This is a genomic window from Variovorax robiniae (assembly GCF_037889955.1).
Lineage (GTDB): Bacteria > Pseudomonadota > Gammaproteobacteria > Burkholderiales > Burkholderiaceae_C > Variovorax > Variovorax robiniae.
Map to the genome: position 1 here is coordinate 512,986 of NZ_JBBKZS010000002.1, position 21,830 is coordinate 534,815.

15 protein-coding genes are annotated in these 21,830 nt (G+C 65.1%); 8 read left to right on the top strand and 7 right to left on the bottom strand.

Translation table 11 applies throughout. The features are described from left to right. Positions 1-17 precede the first annotated feature (17 nt). The 7 genes from WKW79_RS06655 to WKW79_RS06685 all read left to right on the top strand — a co-directional run bounded on the left by WKW79_RS06655 (position 18) and on the right by WKW79_RS06685 (position 10,479). Positions 18-2,972, top strand: coding sequence for an Rne/Rng family ribonuclease (locus WKW79_RS06655; RefSeq protein WP_340334315.1), 2,955 nt, complete (start codon positions 18-20; stop codon positions 2,970-2,972). Between the two features lie 547 nt (positions 2,973-3,519). Beyond that, positions 3,520-4,122 (top strand): sugar transferase, encoded by a 603-nt coding sequence (locus WKW79_RS06660; RefSeq protein ID WP_340334316.1) that lies wholly within the window; start codon positions 3,520-3,522, stop codon positions 4,120-4,122. Between the two features lie 247 nt (positions 4,123-4,369). Next, positions 4,370-5,347 (top strand): GDP-L-fucose synthase, encoded by a 978-nt coding sequence (gene fcl / locus WKW79_RS06665; protein ID WP_340334317.1) that lies wholly within the window; start codon positions 4,370-4,372, stop codon positions 5,345-5,347. Positions 5,348-5,412: 65 nt separating this feature from the next. Further along, complete coding sequence (locus tag WKW79_RS06670) at positions 5,413-6,711, top strand: glycosyltransferase family 4 protein (RefSeq protein WP_340334318.1); 1,299 nt, start codon at positions 5,413-5,415, stop codon at positions 6,709-6,711. Continuing rightward, positions 6,708-8,060, top strand: coding sequence for a hypothetical protein (locus WKW79_RS06675; protein ID WP_340334319.1), 1,353 nt, complete (start codon positions 6,708-6,710; stop codon positions 8,058-8,060). Before WKW79_RS06670 ends, WKW79_RS06675 begins: the two co-directional genes overlap by 4 nt. Continuing rightward, on the top strand, positions 8,057-9,256 hold the full coding sequence (locus WKW79_RS06680) for a glycosyltransferase (protein WP_340334320.1): 1,200 nt from the start codon (positions 8,057-8,059) through the stop codon (positions 9,254-9,256). Before WKW79_RS06675 ends, WKW79_RS06680 begins: the two co-directional genes overlap by 4 nt. Next, on the top strand, positions 9,253-10,479 hold the full coding sequence (locus WKW79_RS06685; RefSeq protein ID WP_340334321.1) for a glycosyltransferase WbuB: 1,227 nt from the start codon (positions 9,253-9,255) through the stop codon (positions 10,477-10,479). Before WKW79_RS06680 ends, WKW79_RS06685 begins: the two co-directional genes overlap by 4 nt. Positions 10,480-10,628: 149 nt before the next feature. Here the strand turns inward: WKW79_RS06685 and WKW79_RS06690 are convergent, their stop codons facing one another. From WKW79_RS06690 to hemC, 7 genes are all read right to left on the bottom strand, one after another. Continuing rightward, positions 10,629-12,854 (bottom strand): polysaccharide biosynthesis tyrosine autokinase, encoded by a 2,226-nt coding sequence (locus WKW79_RS06690; RefSeq protein ID WP_340334322.1) that lies wholly within the window; start codon positions 12,852-12,854, stop codon positions 10,629-10,631. A 38-nt stretch (positions 12,855-12,892) separates the two neighbouring features. Continuing rightward, positions 12,893-13,333, bottom strand: a complete 441-nt coding sequence (locus tag WKW79_RS06695) for a low molecular weight protein-tyrosine-phosphatase (RefSeq protein WP_340334635.1) — start codon at positions 13,331-13,333, stop codon at positions 12,893-12,895. A 14-nt stretch (positions 13,334-13,347) separates the two neighbouring features. Then, positions 13,348-14,511, bottom strand: coding sequence for a polysaccharide biosynthesis/export family protein (locus tag WKW79_RS06700; RefSeq protein ID WP_340334323.1), 1,164 nt, complete (start codon positions 14,509-14,511; stop codon positions 13,348-13,350). A 289-nt stretch (positions 14,512-14,800) separates the two neighbouring features. Beyond that, positions 14,801-16,084: a heme biosynthesis HemY N-terminal domain-containing protein gene (locus tag WKW79_RS06705; protein ID WP_340334324.1), complete on the bottom strand. Its 1,284-nt coding sequence runs from the start codon at positions 16,082-16,084 to the stop codon at positions 14,801-14,803. Between the two features lie 2 nt (positions 16,085-16,086). Next, entirely contained in the window at positions 16,087-17,154 is a 1,068-nt protein-coding gene (locus WKW79_RS06710; protein ID WP_340334325.1) for a uroporphyrinogen-III C-methyltransferase, read from the bottom strand. Continuing rightward, positions 17,151-17,912 (bottom strand): uroporphyrinogen-III synthase, encoded by a 762-nt coding sequence (locus WKW79_RS06715; protein WP_340334326.1) that lies wholly within the window; start codon positions 17,910-17,912, stop codon positions 17,151-17,153. The genes WKW79_RS06710 and WKW79_RS06715 overlap by 4 nt, the downstream gene beginning before the upstream one ends. 10 nt (positions 17,913-17,922) lie before the next feature. Next, entirely contained in the window at positions 17,923-18,846 is a 924-nt protein-coding gene (gene hemC / locus WKW79_RS06720) for a hydroxymethylbilane synthase (RefSeq protein ID WP_340334636.1), read from the bottom strand. A gap of 81 nt (positions 18,847-18,927) precedes the next feature. Here hemC and ppc point away from each other — a divergent pair, with 81 nt between their 5' ends. Then, entirely contained in the window at positions 18,928-21,750 is a 2,823-nt protein-coding gene (ppc, locus tag WKW79_RS06725) for a phosphoenolpyruvate carboxylase (protein WP_340334327.1), read from the top strand. Positions 21,751-21,830: the final 80 nt, after the last annotated feature.

The window sequence follows — 21,830 nt, forward strand, 5'->3', positions numbered from 1 at the left end:
AACAAGGACAACGCATCATGAAGCGGATGCTGATCAATGCCACGCAGGCCGAAGAACGCCGCCTGGCCATCGTCGACGGACAAAAGCTCCTCGACTACGAAATCGAAATCGAAGGGCGCGAACAGCGCAAGGGCAACATCTACAAGGCCGTAGTCACGCGCGTCGAGCCTTCGCTGGAAGCCTGCTTCGTCGACTACGGCGAAGACCGCCACGGCTTCCTGCCGTTCAAGGAAATCTCCAAGCAATATTTCGCGGAAGGCGTGTCGGCCAGTTCGGCACGCATCAACGAGGCGATCCGCGAAGGCCAGGAACTGGTCGTGCAGGTCGAGAAGGAAGAGCGCGGCAACAAGGGCGCGGCGCTGACCACCTTCATCTCGCTGGCCGGCCGCTATGTCGTGCTGATGCCAAACAACCCGCGCGGCGGTGGCGTGAGCCGCCGCATCGAAGGCGACGACCGGGCCGAGCTCAAAGAAGCGATGGACCAGTTGGAGTACCCGAAGGGCGCCAGCATCATCGCTCGTACGGCCGGCATAGGCCGTTCGGCACCCGAGTTGCAATGGGACCTGAACTACCTGCTCAAGCTGTGGAGCGCCATCGACGGCGCGGCCAAGGGCGGCAAGGGCGCCTTCCTGATCTACCAGGAATCTTCGCTCGTCATCCGCGCCATCCGTGACTACTTCAATCACGACATCGGCGACATCCTGATCGACACGGACGACATCTATGACCAGGCGCAGCAGTTCATGGCGCACGTCATGCCCGAGCATGCCGCCCGGGTGAAGCGTTACCGCGACGACGCGGCCCTGTTCAGCCGCTTCCAGATCGAGCACCAGATCGAATCGGCCTATGCCCGCACGGTGCAACTGCCCAGCGGCGGCGCCATCGTGATCGACCACACTGAAGCGCTGGTCTCGGTCGACGTCAACTCGGCCCGCGCCATCAAGGGCGGCGACATCGAAGAGACCGCCACCCGCACCAACCTCGAAGCTGCCGACGAAGTGGCCCGCCAGATGCGCCTGCGCGATCTGGGCGGCCTGATCGTCATCGACTTCATCGACATGGACGAGTCGAAGAACCGCCGCGAAGTCGAAAGCCGCCTGCGCGACGCTCTCCGCCAGGACCGCGCCCGCGTGCAGTTCGGCTCGATCAGCAAGTTCGGCCTCATGGAAATGAGCCGCCAGCGCCTGAAGCCGGCGCTGAGCGAAGGCTCCTCGATCCCCTGCCCGCGTTGCGGCGGCTCCGGCCACATCCGCGACACGGAATCGAGCGCATTGCAGATCCTGCGCATCATCCAGGAGGAGTGCCTGAAGGACAACACGGCGGCGGTGCACGTCCAGGTGCCGGTCGAGGTGGCCTCGTTCCTGTTGAATGAAAAGCGCCCGGAAATCGCCAAGATCGAGCTCAAGCAGCGCGTCACCGTGATGATGGTGCCGAACAAGACGCTCGAGACGCCCAACTACAAGCTCGAGCGCCTGAAGCACGACGATCCGCGCCTCGACCACATCGATGCCAGCTACAAGATGGCCGACGAGTTCGAGGACCCGACCTCGGTCACGCGCCGTTCGCAGGAGCCGACCAACAAGCAGACGCCGGTGATCAAGGGCGTGCTGCCTGACGCACCGGCGCCGGTCGCCGTGCCGAAGCCCGAGCCCGTGCGTGCGCCGGCACCGGTCGCCGCCGCGCCGGTCGTCGTGCCTGTCGCACCGCCGGCTCCTGCCGAGACCGGGTTCTTCGCCAGGCTCAAGAGCTTCTTTGGCGGTTCGCCGGCGCCAGCGCCGGCACCCGTGCCAGCCCCCGCGCCCGCGCCAACTGTCGCAGCGGAAGAGACGCCTCGGCAACCGCGCCGAGAGGGCCGCGATGGCCGCCAAGGCGGCGAGGGGCGCGGTGGTCGTGACGGCGAACAGCGCCGCGGCGGTCGTGGTGGCCGTGACGGTGACCGTCGCAATGGCCGTCCAGGCGAGCGTCGAGAAGGACGACCCGAAGGCGCGCGCCCGGAAGCACCGGCGCGCGAGGCACGCGAACCGCGTGAGCCGCAACAACAGCGCGAACCGCGTCCGCCGCGTGAAGGCGGCGAGCGCCGCGGTGGCCGTGGCGAACGGCGCGAAGCCGACACGCGCACGCTGCCGGTTGCAACAGCCGTTGAAGGCGTGCAAGGCGAGCAAGTAGCGATGGGCCTGGTCGGGGGGGAAGAGAATTCGGCCCCGGTCGAGCGGCAACCCCGATCGCGTGGCGAACGTGGCGAACGTGGCGAACGCCGTGAGCGAAGCGACGGTCGCGAGCGCGGCGAGCGCGGTGAGGGCCGTGAACGCGGAGAAGGCCGCCGCGACCGTCGACCCGACGGAATGGCTGCCAACGATGCGCCTCAAGTCAATGGTTCGCAGTCGCCCGCGCCCGCAGGCCCGACGGCCGAGGAACCGGTTGTCGCGCAAGCATCCGAAGGCGAAGAGCGCCGCCCGCGTTCACGCGACCGTTACGGCCGCGATCGGCGAGACCGCGCCCCGCGCGAGAACGTCGAAGGTGTCGTCGAGGCGCCTGTCGCCGATGCGGCCGCCAACCTTGAGGAACGGCCGGTTCGCGTCGTCGAAGCCGTTGAAGCCGTCGCAGCGCCCGTGCAGCACGTGCCCGTCGCGCCCGAAGCAGCACCGGTGGAACCGGTCGTCGCGGCACCCGTGGCCAAGGTAGCGCCCAGCACCGGCCTGCCCAAGGTCACGCCTTTCGAACTGCCCATCGCCCAATTGGCCCAGATCGCCGAGGGATCCGGCCTGCAATGGGTCAATTCCGACGCGCAGCGGATTGCGCAGGCCCAGGCGGCGATTGCCGCCGAGCCGAAGCAGATCCACGTCCCGCGGGAACGCCCCCCGGCCGTCGTCCTCGACGAGGGCCCACTCGTGCTGGTCGAAACGCGCAAGGATCTTTCCCAGGTCACCCTGCCCTTCGAAGAGAAGTCGACTCAGGGCAACGCATTGGCCTGATCCGGATGCAGGCCGTTTTTCGGCCTGACCCAAGCCCCCTGCTGAGCCCCTGACGGCCACCAGGGGCTTTTTTTTGCCCAATTTCGGTGCAAGTGCGGTCGCCGCGACGCCAAAAACGATCAAAAAAAACACTGGACAAAGCTCCATGTGTGATTTCGTGAAATCCGGCGTGTAAAGACAACATAAGCGGCAGGCAATGTTACGGACGTGTCAGGCCAAAGGCTTACAGTCCATCAGCGGTTTTTGCAGCACAAGAGCAGGCGCCAAACAGGCGATTGAGAGCGAGCACGTAGCCTTCTTCATCGGATGGCTTACGACTTTTGCCGACAAGACGGCATAGCTCAAATGTGTTCAAATTCTTGCGAATAGTAGTAAAGCGTTACACTGCCACCTCCAGCGAAGCAGTGCCGTATCAGGGGATTTTTTGATGTTTCGTTCCGACTCCGCCGCCCACGGCCCCGTTGCCCCCCGCCTATTGCCAGGGGGGAGTGGCTCGCCGCAACAAACGACGCTCCCGCTGCCGCGTTGCCTCAGCAGGACGGAGCGCGTGGCCAAGCGCACGCTCGACATCATTGGCGCGCTGACCTTCTTTACGCTGTTCGGACCGATCTACCTCGTCGTTGCCATGGCCGTGCTCATCAGCATGGGCCGGCCCATCCACTTCTGGCAGAACCGCCTCGGAGCCGGTGGCGCACGCTTTCGCTTCTACAAATTTCGCTCGATGGTGCGCAACTCGGAGCATGTGCTCGATGAGTACCTGAGTCGCAACGACGTGGCACGCACCGAGTGGGACACTTTCCAGAAGCTGGAAAAGGATCCCCGGATTACGCCGGTTGGCCAGTTCATCCGCAAATTGAGCCTCGATGAATTGCCCCAGTTCTGGAATGTGCTCAAGGGCGACATGAGCCTCGTCGGCCCGCGTCCCTGCATGGAGCGTCAACGCAGCCTGTACGGCAAGAACTGGGCGCATTATTGCCAGATGCGTCCGGGCATCACGGGCCTGTGGCAGGTCAGCGGCCGTAACCGTTTGCCCTACGCAAAGCGCGTGGAACTCGATGCGGAGTACGTCGACAACTGGTCGCTCTGGCTGGACATCAAGATCCTGTTGAAGACGGTCAGTGCAGTGGTCACCGGGGACGGATCGCGTTGATTGCCAGACGGTTCGCGCCGCCCGTCGAAAGCGTGCGCAGCCGTTTGCCCACTCCGTTCGCTGCCATTCATCGGCTCGAAAACCTCGAGCGTCCGTGCCGGAAGTCATCGATCCTCCGTCCGGGTGCTTTCCTGATAACGAAGACGCAGTTCGCCCAAGCCTGTAGCCTGCCAAGATGCCTTGGCTCGGCTTCCACGACGGCGGCTGACGTTGATCTTTGCATGCGGCACCTGCCGAAAGACACACCATGAACGAATTGCAAAAACGCATCTATGTCGCCGGCCATCGCGGAATGGTCGGAAGCGCAATCGTGCGAAACCTCCAAGGCAGCGGCCACAAGACCATCATCACCCGCACCCATGACGAACTCGACCTGACCGACCAGGCCTCGGTTCGCCGCTTTTTCGCCGAGGAACGACCGGACCAGGTCTATCTGGCGGCTGCCCGCGTTGGCGGCATCCACGCGAACAATACCTACCCCGCCGAATTCATCTATTCCAACTTGATGGTGCAAACCAACGTGGTGCACGAAGCCTGGCGCTCGGGTGTGCGGCAATTGATGTTCCTTGGTTCAAGTTGCATTTATCCGAAGCTGGCGGAGCAGCCGATGACGGAAGCCGCCCTGCTGACCGGAAAGCTGGAACCCACGAATGAGCCCTATGCCATCGCCAAGATTGCCGGCATCAAGCTTTGCGAAAGCTACAACCGGCAGTACGGTACGGACTACCGAAGCGTGATGCCGACGAACCTCTATGGTCCGGGCGACAACTACCACCCACAGAACAGCCACGTCCTGCCTGCCATGCTTCGCCGCTTCCACGAGGCAAAGCTCGCCGACGCACCCGCAGTCGTGATCTGGGGAACGGGTTCCGCGCGACGCGAATTCCTGTATGTCGACGACATGGCCAGCGCCTCGATCCATGTCATGCAGCTGCCAGCCGAAGAGTACCGTCGCCACACCCAGGTGATGGAGAGCCATGTCAACGTCGGAACGGGCGAAGACCTGACCATCGCCGAACTCGCGGCGCTGGTCAGCGACGTCGTCGGCTACAAGGGACGCATACAGACTGATCCCAGCAAGCCCGATGGCGCGCCGCGCAAGCTTCTCGACGTGTCCAAGATCCGGCAGATGGGCTGGCAGGCCACCACGTCCTTGCGCGCAGGGATCGAACTCGCTTACCTGGATTTCGAGCGCTCGCTTCATGGCGAGGAAGCCATCGCCTGAGGCGCGGCACCACGACGCATGCACCATCCGCCCCAGCAGCCAGCCAGCAGACACACGAGTCACAGATGAGCACGAGCGCCGTCCGCAACGAGCAGCGATACGCCTTGCCGGTTGAATTCGGCAAGGTCGATGCCCCACCCAAGAATCCACAATCCGCGGAGTCACGTTCGGGCAGCGGCTTGACGCGTTCCGTACTCGTCACGCATCCAGGACTTCAGCATTCGCATCAACTTGCGCTCGCCCTGCATGAGAAGAACATGCTTCAGGGCTTTTGGTCCGGCATCCTCGTGGCTGAAGGTGACGAACTCCTGCCATGGTGGCTGCCAGAGCACTTCAGGAAGCGCGTGCGTCGCGTGGGCATCCCCTCAGCACTTCGGGTGCATCCCATTCGCTTTCAATTGCTCTTGCAAGCTTCCATGCGCCTGAACGCAGGCCAGGGAGGCGACCGCATTCATCGGTTGTTTCATTGGTTCGATGCGTGGGCGGCCAAGCGCGTGATGGCTTCGCGCCCGAAGGTCGTGATTGCCTACGAAAACGCGGCGTATCACACGTTTGCGGCAGCAAAGGCAGTCGGCGCACGCTGCATCCTCGACGCTGCGGCCTTCCACCACAAGACGGTGGCAGAGCAGTTGAATCCGCCAGACACACCCTACACGCCCGAAGTCAATCGACGCAAGGACGCCGAGATCGCCATGGCGGACCTGATCCTGACCTGCTCGCCGCTCGCGGCAGACAGCTACCAGGCCAATGGGGTCGAACCCGCCAGGCTGCAGCCCCTGCTGCTGGGTGCGGATCCCAAGCTCGTCACGCCCATCACTTCCACGCGCAGGGACGGCCCCGCGCGATTCATGTTCGCCGGGCCGCTGAGTTTCAGAAAGTCGGTCGACCTGATCCTCGCGGCATTCGCGCGCCTGAATGCGGAGGGCTTCCAGTATGAGTTGCACTTCGTTGGCGGCGTCGTCGATCAGGAACTCCTGGGTGCCGTGCAAGACGCGCCGGGCGCTGTGTATCACCCCAGCGTTCCCCAAAGCCAGTTGTTCGACTTGATGGCGACCGCCGACTGCCTCCTGTTGCCGTCACGGTCCGACTCGTTCGGCATGGTTGTCGCGGAAGCCATGGCATGCGGGACGCCAGCGCTGGTGTCGAGCCAGACGGGCGCGAAAGCCATTGTCGAAGCGTTTCCCGAAAGTGGCTGGATCGTCGAGCCAGATGGCGAAGCGCTGTATAACGCGCTACGCAAGCTGATCTCCGATCCCGCGCTCATGCAGCGCGCCCGGGTACCGGCCTTGCTTGCATCAAAAGAATTCACATGGGAGCGATATCGCGCGCGAGCTGGTCGCGTGCTGCAGGAGTACTTGCAATGAACGCTCTCACGGCGCGAATGCCGCTCACGGTGACGCGGTCCGGCCTCAGTCGCACGGGCCGCCTCTTCATCTGGGTGCTTCTCATCGTGGTGTTTGAAGGCGCGGTGCGCAAGTGGGGGACGTCGGCGGCCTCGTTGCCGCTGATCTTGCTGCGCGACGCAATAGCCGGCTACCTGATTTTTCACGCTTGGAAGAGCGGGCATCTGCGGACCTTCAAGAACCAAACGTCCGTGTTGGTGGCTTGGAGTTGTTGCGTCATCGCATGGGGCATGCTGCAGGTCATCGTGAATGACGGCAACCCGATCGTGTTTCTGATCGGCCTGCGCTTCTGGCTGCTGTACACCTGGTTTGGTTTCGCGGCCGCTTCGTCCATGACGGAAGTCGACTTTCGTGCGGCGATGCGCACCGCGACTTGGCTGCTGATATTGCTGGCGCCCCTGGTCATCCTTCAGTACGCATCGCCTCCCGGCGCGCGAATCAATACCGAGGTCGACAGCGTCGAGGACGAGGTGTTCATCGTGATCGCCGGCGTCGTGCGGACCACGGGCACTTTCAGCTTCACGTCGGGCTTCTCCACTTTCCTCGGACTGGTCATCCCGATCGCATTGGCGGTGGTGGCTGCTCGCAAGCGGACCCTGACGCACGCGTTCATCGCCGTCGCTGCATTCGGCGCGGTGGTCGCGGAATCCCTGGTGAGTGGCGCGCGCAGCGCGGTGATCTATTCCGGCGGCATGATTGCGATCTACCTGCTCGGCCGCCTGGTCTTCTCCAAGGCCGCCGACAAGGGCAAGGCGTTGGCCACGCTGCTGCTCGCCGTCATGGCGCTCGCGATACTTGCCGTGGTCTTCCAGACGGCGATCGAGAACACGCAGCAGCGATTCGGGGAAGCCGCCGAGGTCGAAGATTTCTGGGAACGGGTTCTGGTCTACTTCGCGGGCGAACCGACCGTTGTGGACTACCTGTCCTGGATCGGCGTCGGCATTGGGCGGTTGTCCAACCTGGCGGGGTACGTCAGTACGGGGGTTGCGGGATTCCAGCTCGCCGAGGCGGAAGCCGGTCGCATATTGATCGAAGGCGGCCTGCTCGGCGGTCTCTATACCGCCCTGAAGTTGATCGTGATGGGTCTGGGCCTGTATCGGAGCTTCGTCATCGCGGTGCGCCGTGGCGTCATTTTTCCGCTCCTGCTGTGGATTTCGCTCAGTATCGCCTTGTTGAGCTGGTCGGCCATCGGTCAGCTCACAGCCAATGCCCTGCTGGGCTTTGCTTTGGCGTATGCACTCGCCGCACTGCGGTATCCGATGCTTGAAATATTCCCATCGCGAGCCGCTGCGAGCCGGAGGGTTCATTGAGATTTCTTCATGTCATTGCATCGGTCGACCCCCGTGGTGGCGGACCGATCGAAGGGCTGTTGCGCATCCATGGCGCGTTGCAGGCCCTGGGTCACCAGGGCGAGATCCTCTGCCTCGATGCCCCCGACTTCGAACCTGTACTGAAACATCCAGGCCGCATCCATGCCCTGGGACCGGTGAAGGGAACGTACGGCTACTGCGAGGCGCTTGTGCCTTGGTTGCGGCAGCACGCCGGCAACTATGACGCGGTGATCATCAACGGGCTGTGGCAGTACATCGGGCTGGCCGCCTGGCGCGCATTGCGAGACACCGCCCCTGGCTACTATGTCTTCACCCACGGGATGCTGGACCCGTGGTTCAAGCGCCGCTATCCGCTCAAGCACCTGAAGAAGTGGCTCTACTGGCCTTGGGGCGAGTATCGCGTGCTGCGGGATGCCAAGGCGGTCCTGTTCACTTGCGACGACGAGCGTTTGCTGGCTCGCGAGTCTTTCTGGCTCTACAAGTGCAATGAGGCGATCAGTTCCTTTGGTACGTCGGAACCGCCTGCCAACGAGCAGTCCCGGTTGTCGGAGGCCTTCCTGACGGCTTGGCCGCAACTGCGCGGAAAGCGGCTCGCCCTCTTCCTGGGACGCATCCACGAAAAGAAGGGCTGCGACCTGTTGATCGATGCCTTTGCAAAGTCCTGTGCAAACTCGCCTGACGCGCATCTCGTGATGGCGGGGCCCGACCAAGGCGGCTGGGCCGAGCAACTGGGCCGGCGGGTCGCCGAGCTGGGGATCTCCGACCGCGTGACGTGGACCGGCATGCTCTCCGGCGACCTCAAATGGGGAGCCTTCTACGCGAGCGAGATGTTCACCCTGCCTTCGCACCAGGAGAACTTCGGCGTGGCCGTGGCGGAAGCCTTGGCCTGCGGGCGGCCGGCGTTCATCTCGGACAAGGTCAACATCTGGCGCGAGATCGTCGCCGATGGCGCTGGCAAGGTCGAGCCCGACACACCGGAAGGCACCGAACGGCTGCTGGCGCGGTGGCTCGCCACATCTCCATCCGAGATCGAAGAGATGCGCACCCATGCGCGCCGTTGCTTCGAGCAACGCTTCCGCATTGAAACCGTGGCTGCCAATCTTGTGCGCATCGTCGGTTCGGGCGCGAATGCGTCCACGACCGGCAGCAGCGTCAATCAGACTCGACACGCTTGAAAATCCTTCTCTACGGCATCAACTTCGCGCCGGAACTGACGGGCATTGGGAAGTACACCGGCGAGATGGCAGCCTGGCTTGCCGCGGCCGGGCATGAGGTTCGCGTCGTCACGGCGCCGCCCTACTATCCCGACTGGGCCGTCTGGCCAGGCTACAGCGCCACTCGCTTCCGGCGCGAGACCTGGCGTGGCGTGGAGGTGTTCCGCACCCCGGTCTGGGTGCCTGCCAAGGTCTCGGGCGTCAAGCGGCTGGTGCACCTGAGCAGCTTTGCGTTGGCCAGCCTTCCCAGCCTGTTCGCACAATGGCGCTGGCGTCCGGAAGTCGTCTGGATGACTGCGCCACCCTTGGTTTGCGCCCCGGGCGCCTTGGCATTTGCCAAGATGCGTGGTGCCCGTGCATGGCTGCACATCCAGGATTTCGAAGTCGATGCCGCATTCGACCTGGGACTCTTGCGCGGCGAACGCCTGCGCGGCTGGGTGACTGGCGTCGAACGCTGGCTGTTGCGCCGTTTCGATCGCGTGTCGACCATCTCCCAGCGCATGCTGGAGCGTGCCGCGAGCAAGGGCGTGGACGCGGCACGATTGCGGTCCTTGCCCAATTGGGCTGACGTTTCTTCGATCCGACCGCTCAAGGCCGCCAGTCCGTACCGCAGCGAACTCGGCATCCGGCAGGACGCCGTCGTGGCGCTCTACTCGGGAAACATGGGCGCAAAACAGGGCCTCGAGATCCTCTCCGACGTGGCGCTTCTGCTTCAGCACAACCCGGCGATCCAGTTCGTGTACTGCGGTTTCGGCCCCGGCCGCGCCGTGCTCGAAGAGCGTTGCAAGGGAATGGCGAACGTTCGCTTCATGGACTTGCAGCCGGTGGAACGCCTGGGCGATCTGCTCGGACTTGCCGACATTCACCTGTTGCCGCAACGCGCGGACGCCGCCGACCTGGTCATGCCCTCCAAGCTGACCGGCATGCTCAGCAGCGGTCGCCCCGTGGTGGCCACGGCGCACGCAGACACCGAACTGGGTCGCGTGGTACGCAACTGCGGCCTCGTGGTCGAGCCCGAGAAGCCGGAAGCGTTGGCGGCCGCCATCGCGACGCTGGCCGGCGATCCGGACATGCGCGCTGAATTCGGCGCCAGCGCGCGCGCCTTTGCGGAGCGCTATATCGCGCAGGACGCCGTCCTCAAGCAGTTCGAGATCGATGTGCGGGACTGCCTGGCGACGTCCTGAGCGTCATCGGGCCGGCGCGCCCCGCAAGATCTGCTCCGCAAAAGTAAAAAGGGCTCCCTTCGGAGCCCTTTCCCATTCACCCGACAACTTGCGGTCCGGGTTGCGTTCACGGCAGCGGCGGATTCGTCCAGCCCGCTGCCACAACTGCATCACTGCTCTTCCGGCAGGATGCTTTCGTAGTTGTAGTTGGTGTAACGATAGCGACCGTACTTGTAGCCGCCGTACGCACGGCGCTTCGCGTCCATCGCATTCAACAGCACACCCGTCGCCGCCTTGCCGCCCAGCGCCAGGCGCCGCGTGCTTTCTCGCAGTTCACCCATGCTCGACAGGTTGGCGCGTGCCACCAGCAGCACGGTGCCCGCATGCGTGGCGATGGCGGCGGTGTCGGAAGCGACCAACACCGGCGGCGTGTCGATCACCACCATGTCGTACTGCTCGGACAGGCGATCGAGAGTCGATGTGAAGGACTCCGACGTCAGCAGTTCCGCCGGATTGGGCGGCAATTGGCCCGTCGCCAGGAAGTCCAGGTTCGGCACCACTTGGCGGTGAACCGTCTGCTGCACCGTCAAGCTGCCTGCGATCAATTCCGACAGGCCGCCATGGCGTTGCAGGCCCAGATACTGGTGCAAGTGGCCGCGGCGCAAGTCCGCATCGATCAACAGCGTGCGCTTGCCAGCCGCAGCCATGAGCGCGGCGAAATTCGAAGTGACGAAGCTCTTGCCGACGCCAGGCGTCGCACCCGTGATCATGACGCGGTTGTTCTGCGCCTCGAGCATCGCGAACTGCATCGCGGTGCGCAGGCTGCGCAGGCTTTCGATCGCGAGGTCATCGGGATGTTCGATGGCCAGCAAACGCACGCCTGTGGCGCCAGTCAGGCGGCGCTGACTGATCGCGGCTTGGGCCGGGCTGATCGGAATGGTCGAGAACACCGGCAGTGCCGTTTGCGACTCGACCTCATGCGGATCCTTGATGCGTTGCTCGATGAGCGCATTGCGGATCAGCGCGGCGACGACACCGAGGAACAGGCCCAGCAGCAGGGAAATGGCGACGATGGTCTGGCGTTGCGGCTTGACCGGGACTTCGGCGACGCTGGCTTCGTCGAGCACGCGCACATTGCCGACCTTGCCTTCCTTGACGAGGCGCAACTGCATCGCGTTGTTGAGCAGCGATTGATAGAGCTCGGTGTTGACCTTGACGTCGCGCTCCATGCGCACCGCTTCCTGTTGCAACGCCGGCAATCCCTTGATGCGCGTCTGGACCTCGCCAATGTCGCGCTGCAAGGCGGCGATCTGGGCGTCGAGCGTTTGCACGCTTGGATGGTTGGCCGTGAAGCGGGCTTCGAGTTCACGCCGGCGTTGTTGCGCTTCCAGCAGTTTGGTCTGGCGATCGACCGCGGTGCCCAGGATCAAGGTCGCTTCTTCCGTGAACGCGACAGTGCCCTTCTGGTTGCGGTAGCGGTTGTAGACCTCTTCCGATTGCTCGAGTTGGCGCTTGAACAACGGCAACTGGACGTCCAGGAAGGCCAATGTCTTTTGCGCCTCGGCCGCCTTGCGCTCGATGTTCTGGCGCACGTACTGCGCACCGACCGCATTCAGCACGCGGGACAGCTGGTACGGATTGGCGTCCTGCATCTGCACATTGATGATGCCGGACTGTTTGCCGCGTTCGCTCAGGGTCAACGAGTTCTGGAGCCCTTCGATGGTCGCCAGCTTCGAGCGCTTGAGAACACTGAACTCGGCACCGGGCTTGCCAGCGAGCGCGCTGATGGTCAACTCGACCGGGCCAAACTGGGTCTCGGCCCTCAAGGGCTGGCCCACCGTGCCAGTGGCCGGCTGTGGCAACGCCGGATGTTGCAGCGTGTATTGGCCACCGCCCTTGGCAACGACGGTGAAGCCGGTTGCCTCAAGCTTCGCCGGAACGTTGAACTTGTCGACGGTAATCGATTCGGTACCCGAGACGTCGCCGCCGAAGAAGCCCATGAATCCAGGGTCGGACAGTCCGGTGGCGCGCCGGGCCATCCAGCCGCCGATGAGGGGGACATACTTTGGCGATGAGACGACGTCGAGCTTGGTGGCATCGATCGCCTGGGACAGCACGGTGCGCGAGCGGATGATTTCCATCTCGGCCGTGGACGGCGTCTTCACGTTGAACGCGCTGCTCGCTTCGGCCAGGAAGGACTTGGCCGCGCCGCCTTCGCTGTCCTCGACCTGGATCAGCAGGTTGGATTCATAGATGGGCCGTTGCAGCACCGCGTAGGCCACGCCGATCGCGAGCACCAGCACCGTGATCGCAGCGATCAGCCACTTCTGCGCGACGAGCGCCTCGAAGTAGTGCCCGAAGTCGAGCTGGTCGTCTTCTGGTGCTGGCGTGGCCATGATGGCCTGCTGATGTGGGGATTGCGAAACTGTGGAATTCATCGGCTGGACACTCTGGAAATTCGGTTGGCCCACTGCTTTGCGCCTTCTTCGATCAGCGCCAGCGAGTTCTGGAACGCAGCGCGTCCCGCTTTGTAGGGGTCAGGTACGTCTTGCTTGCCTTGCTCGCACAGCCGAAACACCTTGCCGCTGACAAAGGGATAGCGCCGCTCGAGATCGCGACGCTGTTCGAGGTCCATGACCAGGATCAGGTCGGCGCGCTGGCAAAGGTCGAGGCTGACCTGCCGCGCACGATGGTGCTCGATGCTGATCCCGCGCTCTTTCATCAGTTCGCAGGCGATGGGGTCGGCCGGATGGCCGATCAGCGCGCCGAGGCCGGCGGAGGAAACCGTGCAGTCCGGCAGGGCTTGCGCAAGAAGCCCTTCGGCCATTGGACTGCGGCAGATGTTTCCGATGCACAGCGTGAGGACGTGTTGGATCACCATGGGGCCGCTCAAGGTGTCTTGCGCGGCAAATCGCGGATGGCCGTTGCCGTGTTCGTGGAAACGAGGACCAGGTTGGCCACGCGGCTGAACACCACCAGCGGCACCGGATCGACGAACACGACATCCTTGGCCTTGAGTGCGAAACCATCCGCCATCTGGATTGCCGAGGCGGTCCGGGCGTCGAGATGGAAAACCGTCTGGCCGCCATCCGGAAGGCCACGGATCACGTAGATCTGGCGCGGGGCCGACGTACCCAAGTTGAGCCCGCCGCTTTCCGTGAGTGCGTCGTTGAGCGTCAGGCGACCATTGCGCATGAGCACACCGCCCTGGTTGTTCACTTCGCCCATGACCGTGACCTTGCTTTCTTCGCGGGCACGGACCGTGATCATGTCGTTGTTGCGAAGCAGGATGCGCGACGGATCCACGCCGGCGTCCGTCAGGATGTTCATGTCGATGCGGGTGCTGCGGCCATTGCGCGTCAGGATCACGTTGGAGCGGTCCCCGGTCGTGGCCAGGCCGCCAGCCCGGTTGAGGGCCTCGGGCAATGTCATGGCGATGTCCGTGAACACCAGCAGGCCCGTGTTCTTCACTTCGCCGTCGACGTACGCCCGTTTGCTGCGGAAAGACGCGACGCGGACGCTCACCTGGGGTGTCTTGAAGACCCTGCTCAGGCGTTGCGTCAAGGTGCTTTCGAGTTCCGCCACCGTCATGCCGGCTGCCTTCAGCGTGCCCGCATACGGAAAGCTGAGATTGCCCGCATCGTTGACGACGAAACCGGGGCCTGGTGCCACGCTGGCCGCATCCTGGCCGCCGCCGACCAGGGCGGGTTGGCCGCTGAAGACCAGTTCAGGGTGATCGAACACCGTGATGCCGATGACGTCGCCCGCGCCAATCCGGTAGGGCTCGGGCTCGCCGCCGATCAGGGCCTGGACGTCGGCCGGCACTGCCGTGACGCGCGCCTTGTTCTGGATGCGAATCAGGTCGGGCGTGATCGCCGTGAGGTAGCCATCAGGCGGCTGGTCTCCGTCCGGACCCGAACCAAGCTTCATTTCCGTGTTGACGGGGCGGTTTTCGCCGTACCGCATCGAATCGAAGCTCGGTGCGATCGTGCAGCCAGCCAGCAGCGCACCCACGGAGGCGAGCAGAACTGCATTTATGAGGATACGTTTCAAAACCAAGCTCCAACGGCGTAACTCAAATGAATACTTTTGCTAACAGTTACCCAATGTACCGCAGTTGCAACGGAAATTACAACGGTTTGTTCGGTATACGGCTTCTGGTAGAGGCGGAGATGAGAAAAAGTCCCGGTTACATGCGACACATGTTCGAACAACTGTGGACTGCTTCCTATACAAATGTCAATCAGCGTGGGCCGACACCCGGTGAGGGTCTTTGAATCTCACCAGAGTGACTATTCACCCACTTATCTTCATCTGGAAAGTGAGCGGCGCCATCGATCGATCAGGGGCTTTCGACCTGCGCGGCTTGCTTCCACGCAACCGATGCCTGGTCGGCGTCGTCGCGCGCCTCGGCCAGGAGCGCCAGCACTTGCCATGCGCGGCGATGCAGGTCCGCGTCACGGAGGCCGAGGGCGGCCTGGGTCAGCAGCTGCTGGGCCTTGCCCCAGAGTTGGCGCCGCATGCAGGCCATGCCCGCGATGTATTGCAAGTTGGGGTCGCGCGGATTGTTGCGCTGCGCCAGTTCGATGCGCGACAGCCAGTCGGCGTCGACCGAATCGAGTCCGGCCTCGAGCGCCCGCACGAGCTTGACCCTCAGTGCTTCGCCCAGGCCGTCGGGCGACGCCACCATGCGCTCCCAGGCCGGCAGCAGCCAGGCACGCGCTATTTCCAGGTCGCCGTTCAGCTGCACCATGCGCTGTGCGGCATGGATCGCCACCTCGGGCATCTCGCGCTCGCCCTGCTCAAGTTCAGTCCAGGCGCCGACCAGTTGTGCGGGATCGTGGGCATCGGAGATGAGTTCTGTGGCCAGGCCGCGCACGATGCTTTGGGCAGCGGCGGTCGAAAAGGCGCGGTGCTTGGCCAGCAGGCGCGCGGTCTCCAGTGCCTCTAACGTCCGGTGGTCCAGGCGGGCTGCTTTCAGGCGCAACCTCAGTGCGAAGGTCCGGCGCTGGGCGCCCACCGGCAATTCCTCGAGCCGCGCCAGTGCGCCGGGGGCGTCGCGGTCCTCCAGCGCCCAGCGGGCGGCGCGCAATTGAACGCCCTCGCGCGTTTCCAGGGCGGCCGGGGTTCCGCGTTCCGCGCTCTCGTTGAGGGCCAGTTGCAAGTGCGCATCGCGTGCCGCCCGATCCTGCAGCGATTGCGCACTCTCGGCCGCCAACAGGTGCGAGAGGACCTTGATCTGCTGGGCCTGGGGCAGTTGGGCATCGAGCGCATCCAGCATGCGTTCTTGCGCCAATGCGGCCTGGGCCGCCTTGCGCGAGCGTGAAAAGCGCCCGGCCAACAGCTGGGAGATCGAATCGAGCAGGGCCGCGTGCAAGGCCCTCTCCTTTTGCTGTAGGCGCCATTGGCGCGCCTGCACCGGAAGCTGGAACAGCGCCGCCAGCGCGCGCAAGGCCACGTGCAGCAGCATGAATGCGCCGGCCAGCAACATCAGGACGAGGTTCAGCGAGAGGTCGATGCGCCATGGCGGCCAGTAGACGGTAACCGTGCCCTGGTTGTTGCCGGCAAAGAGTGCGGTCGCCGCTGCGATGCCGAACAGCCCCAGGAGCCAGAGAGCGGCACGCATGGCTATCGTCCGGCGGCGGCGGTCGCGAGTGCGGCCAGGGTGTCGTCCACGCGCGGGGGCGTGGTCGACTTGACCTGGGCCTGCAACTGTTGAAGCAGGGTGGCGGCGGCCTGCGTGCGACGGGAGGTGGGGTCGAAATACTTGTTGAGGGTGGCAGAGACTGCGGCCAGCTCGGTGCGCGACGTGTCCACCTGCCGCGACAGCAAGGCCAGCCGGACGCTCAACAACTTGAGTTTGAGGTTCTCGCGCAGGAAGAAGGTCTGTTCGGGTGCGACGAGCACGGCCTCCGGCCGGTCGATCCGGCTGACGCGCAGCAGGGATTCGGCTTCCTGGCGCACCATCAACAGGGCGCGTTCCCACCAGGGTGCATCGGCCGGGATGACGCCGGCGGAAGTGGTGTTCACACTGAGGCCGCGCACGGCGACTGCATTGAGCGTGGGCAGGTCGTCGACCATGCGCATCAACTCGTCGAGTTTTTGCAGTCCCTCGCCGTTGTCGCCGCTGGCAATGGTGCGGATGCGGTCGGCATCGCGCTGCATGGCGCGCTGCAAGGGCGCCAGGCGGGGTTGCGCGGCGCGGGCGATGCGCTGGTCGCCGGCCTTCAATGCGGCGAGCAGAGGCTCCACATTGCCGGTGACCTCGGCCTGCTGCAGCGCGAGGCGGACGGCCGAATCGATGTCGACGACCAGGTTTTCGTCGCGCGAGCGGGACAGGCTCTGCATCAGTTCTTCGAGTTGCGAGCGCTGCAATGCGACTTCGGCGATGCGGGTTTCCGCGAGCGCGAGGCGTGCGGCGGTGTCGCGGACCGTCTCCTGCGCCTGCCGCGCGAGCGCGCGGGCCTCGGTCGACTGCGCGAGTGCATCGGCGCTCTGCCGGGCCAGTTGCTCCTGCATGCTGTCGATTTTTTGCCCCAGCGTGAACGCCATGACCAAGGCTACGACCGCGACCAACGCAAGAAGGCCGAGGCCGATGCGCGACAGGAGTTGCGCGGCTTCGACCGGCGACACGGCCCGCGTCACCGGCGCAGCGGCTTCGGGGGTCGGTTCATCGGGCAGGGCGGTGGCGCTCATCCGGCGGATTCTATCGACGCGACCAGGGCGGCCATGGTGGGCGCCGAAGTGTGCACGAGGCCGAAGCCGGCCGCTTGCGCCGCCTGCGCGATGCGCGCATGGGTGGTGACGGCGCGGGCCGCATGCCATGCCGTGCCGGGCAACGCGCGGCACAGGTTGGCGATGGCCTCGGAACTGCTGAAGAGCCAGGTGGCCTCGCCCCGCGCGCCTTCCATCGCGAGGCGTGTGCCTTCGGCATCGAAGGTGGGCGGCAGGCGTCGGTAGACGACCTGCGTGTCGACGACGCCGCCGGCGGCCTCGACCTGGCGGGCGAGCCAGTCGCGGCCGGTGGCACGGCCGGCCGCGTCCCCGCCGCGCAGGATCAGCACACGCGCACCGGGACGGACTTGCGGCTGCACACGCGTCCACAGCGCTTCGGAGTCGAATTGGGCGGCGTCCTCGGGCGGGGCGTCGATGCGGGCGGCGGGGACGCCGGCCTCCAGCAAGGCGCGTGTGGTGCCGGGGCCGGTGGCCCAGCAGCGGGGTATCCCCGCCTGATCGGCGCTACCCGCATGGACGGCGAAGAAGTGCTGGACGGCGGCGGCGCTGACGAACATCAGCGCGTCATGACGATCGGGTGGCGTGCCCACCGCTTGCGGCCAGGCATCGATGATGATCAGAGGCAGCGCCACGGCATCCAGTCCGGCGGTGCGGAGTGCATCGACCCAGCGCTGCGCCTCTCGCGCCGGGCGGGTCACGATCACGCGGCGCACGGGCATTTGAGATGCGTCAGCGCGCGCCGGCCCGGCGCAGCGCCTCGGCGGCCTGGCGGCCGAGCGCCTCGGCTTGCGCGGTGCTGCTCACGTCCGCCTCATGCTGCGCGCGCAGCAGTTCGGCGACGCCAGCGGAGTCGCCCCAGGCCGCATCGATACGCAGCTTGCCGTTGGCCTGCCAGCGCGCGTGGGCCGCGAGCGGCATCGAGCAACTGCCGCCCATGGTTCGGCTGACGGCGCGTTCGGCGGCGGTGGCCAGGGTGTCGGCCTGGTGCGCGAGCGGGGCGAGGCATTCGATCAGGTCGGCCCGGTCGGCGCGCACCTCGATGCCGAGCGCGCCCTGCCCGGCCGCGGGCAGCATCAGGTCGGGGTCGAAGGTGGTGCGGATGCGGCTTTCCAGGCCGAGGCGCTTGAGGCCCGCGGCCGCCAGCACGATCGCGTCGTACTGGCCTTCGTCGAGCTTGCGCAGCCGTGTGTCGAGATTGCCGCGCAGGGGCTCGATGCGCAGGTCGGGCCGCAGCTCCTGCAGCAGCACCACGCGGCGCAGGCTGGAGGTGCCGACCACGGCGCCTTCGGGCAGGTCGTCGAGCGAAGCATGGCGGGGCGAGACGAGCGCGTCGCGCGGGTCTTCGCGCTCCAGCACGCAGGCGAGCGTGAAGCCGTCGGGCATGTCCATCGGCACGTCCTTGAGCGAATGCACGGCGATGTCGGCGCGGCCTTCTTCCAGCGCGACTTCGAGCTCCTTCACGAACAAGCCCTTGCCGCCGACCTTGCTCAGCGAGCGGTCCAGAATCTGGTCGCCACGGGTGGTCATGCCCAACAACTCGACGACGTGGCCTCGTTCTTGCAACAGTGCCTGCACGTGTTGCGCCTGCCACATGGCCAGGCGGCTTTCGCGCGTGGCGATCACGATATGGGTCAAAGCTGTTTTCCGATCAATCAAAAAGGCCGCCGGGATGCTAGCATGCTGCACTGCAGCAATGCGCCCTTCCGAGTCGCCACCCCGAGGAGATAAGTCGAAGTGAAATCCGCCCAGAAGAAGTCGTCGGCGCCCAAGCGCCGCCAGAACGACGACCAGCCCTTGATCGACGACATCCGGCTGTTGGGCCGGATTCTCGGCGACGTGATCCGTGAACAGGAGGGCGAGGCGACTTACGACCTGGTCGAGAAGATCCGGACCCTGTCGGTGGCCTTCCGGCGCGATGCCGACCACAGTGCCGAACGCGCGTTGAAGAATGTGCTCAAGGGCCTGAGCGCGGCCGAGACGGTGCGCGTGATCCGCGCCTTCACTTATTTCAGCCACCTGGCCAACCTGGCGGAAGACCGGCACCAGATCCGCCGCCGGACCGAGATCGACCGGGCCGGCGAGAGCGTCGAGGGCAGCCTGGAGACCGCGCTGGCGCGCGTGCGCAAGGCGGGCATCACGCCGTCGGCGGTGGTCGAGAGCCTGGCCCAGAGCTACGTGTCGCCGGTGCTGACCGCGCATCCGACCGAAGTGCAACGCAAGAGCATCCTGGACGCGGAACGTGGCATTGCGCAACTGATCACCGTGCGCGACGGCATCCTGCAGCGGCAGCAGTTCTTCGCCGGCCAGAAGGACGCGCTGACGCCGATCGAATTGGCCGAGAACGAGCACCAGATCCGCACCCGCGTGACGCAGATCTGGCAGACCCGGCTGCTGCGCTTCTCGAAGCTCACCGTGGCCGACGAGATCGAGAACGCGCTGAGCTACTACGAGGCGACCTTCCTGCGCGAGATCCCGAAGGTCTATGCCGAATTGGAGAGGTCGCTGGGCAAGGACAACATCGCGCCCTTCCTGCGCATGGGGCAGTGGATCGGGGGCGACCGCGACGGCAATCCGAACGTGACGGCGCAGACGCTGGAGTACGCGCTCAAGCGCCAGTCCGAACTGGCCCTGCGGCACTACCTGACGGAGGTGCATTACCTCGGCGGTGAGCTGTCGCTGTCGGCCACGCTGGTGGATGTGTCGGTCGAGATGAATGCCTTGGCCGAGCGCTCGCCGGATTCCAACGAGCACCGGGTCGACGAGCCCTATCGCCGCGCGCTGACCGGCGTTTATTCGCGTCTTGCCGCCACGCTGAAGAAGCTGACCGGCGGCGATGCGGCGCGCCATGCGGTGCCGCCGCAGAACCCCTACGCGAATGCCGAGGAATTCCTCGCCGACCTGCGCACCGTCGCCGATTCGCTGCGCGAGAAGCATGGCGCGGTGTTGATCGAACAGCGCCTGGGGCCGCTGATCCGCGCGGTGGAGGTGTTCGGCTTTCACCTGGCCACGGTCGACCTGCGCCAGAGTTCGGACAAGCATGAAGCCGTTGTCGCGGACCTGCTCAAGGTCGCGCGCATCGAGGCGGATTACTCGTCGCTGGACGAGGAAGCCAAGCAGGCGCTGCTATTGAAACTGCTCGACGACGCCCGGCCGCTGCGCGTGCCCGATGCCAGCTACGACCCGCTGACCACCAAGGAACTGGCGATCTTCGCGGCCGGTCGCACCATGCGCGCCACCTACGGCAACGCGGCCATCCGCCACTACATCATCAGCCACACCGAGACGGTGAGCGACCTTCTGGAAGCACTGGTCCTGCAAAAGGAAGTCGGCCTGCTGCGCGGCACGCTGAGCAACGACGCGGTGGTCGACCTGATCGTGGTGCCGCTGTTCGAGACCATCGAGGACTTGCGCAATGCCGCGCCGATCGTGCGCGCCTACTACGCCCTGCCCGGCATCGCCGCGCTGATACAACGCTCCGGCGCCGAGCAGGACGTGATGCTGGGCTACAGCGACAGCAACAAGGACGGCGGCATCTTCACCAGCAACTGGGAGCTGTACCGGACCGGCACCGCGCTGGTGGCGCTGTTCGACGAACTGGACCTCGGCATTCGTTTGCGCATGTTCCATGGCCGCGGCGGCACCGTGGGACGCGGCGGCGGTCCGAGCTACCAGGCGATCCTGGCGCAGCCGCCCGGCACCGTGCGCGGCCAGATCCGCCTGACCGAGCAAGGCGAAGTGATCGGCTCCAAGTACGCCAACCGCGAGATCGGCCGGCGCAACCTGGAGACGCTGGTCGCGGCCACGCTGGAGGCCACGCTGCTGCCGCCGGCCAAGGCGGCGCCGGCATCGTTCATGGAGACGGCCAATGCGTTGTCGACGGCCAGCATGGCGGCCTACCGCAAGCTGGTCTACGAGACACCGAACTTCGGCGACTATTTCTTCGCGGCCACGCCCTTGCGCGAGATCGCCGAACTCAACATCGGCTCGCGCCCGGCCTCGCGCAATCCGAGCCACAAGATCGAGGACCTGCGCGCTGTGCCCTGGAGCTTCAGCTGGGGGCAATGCCGGCTGACGCTGCCGGGCTGGTATGGCTTCGGCTCGGCGATCGAGCAGTTCATCGGCTCGGCCAAGAGCCCGGCGGTGCGCAAGGAACGCCAGGCACTGCTGCAGCGCATGTATGCGCAGTGGCCCTTCTTCCGCACGCTGCTGTCGAACATGGACATGGTGCTGGCCAAGAGCGACCTGGCGCTGGCCTCGCGCTACGCGGAGCTGGTGGCGGACCGCAAGCTGCGCCAGAAAGTGTTCTCGATGATCGAGAGCGAATGGCATCGCACCTCGGAAGCGCTGACGCTGATCACCGGCGCCAAGCAGCGACTGGAAGGCAATGCGGACATGCAGCGCTCGGTGCGGCATCGCTTCCCGTACATCGATCCATTGCATCACCTGCAGGTGGAACTGATGCGTCGCTATCGGGCCGGCGAAGGCGGCGAGCGCCTGCAGCGCGGGATTCACATCTCGATCAATGGGGTCGCAGCCGGTCTGCGCAACACCGGCTAGCAATACCGGTTAAGGTGCGCCATGGACGGGCGCCTGTTGGGGCACCCTCCTACATCCCAATCCGCGCATCCCTGCGGTGA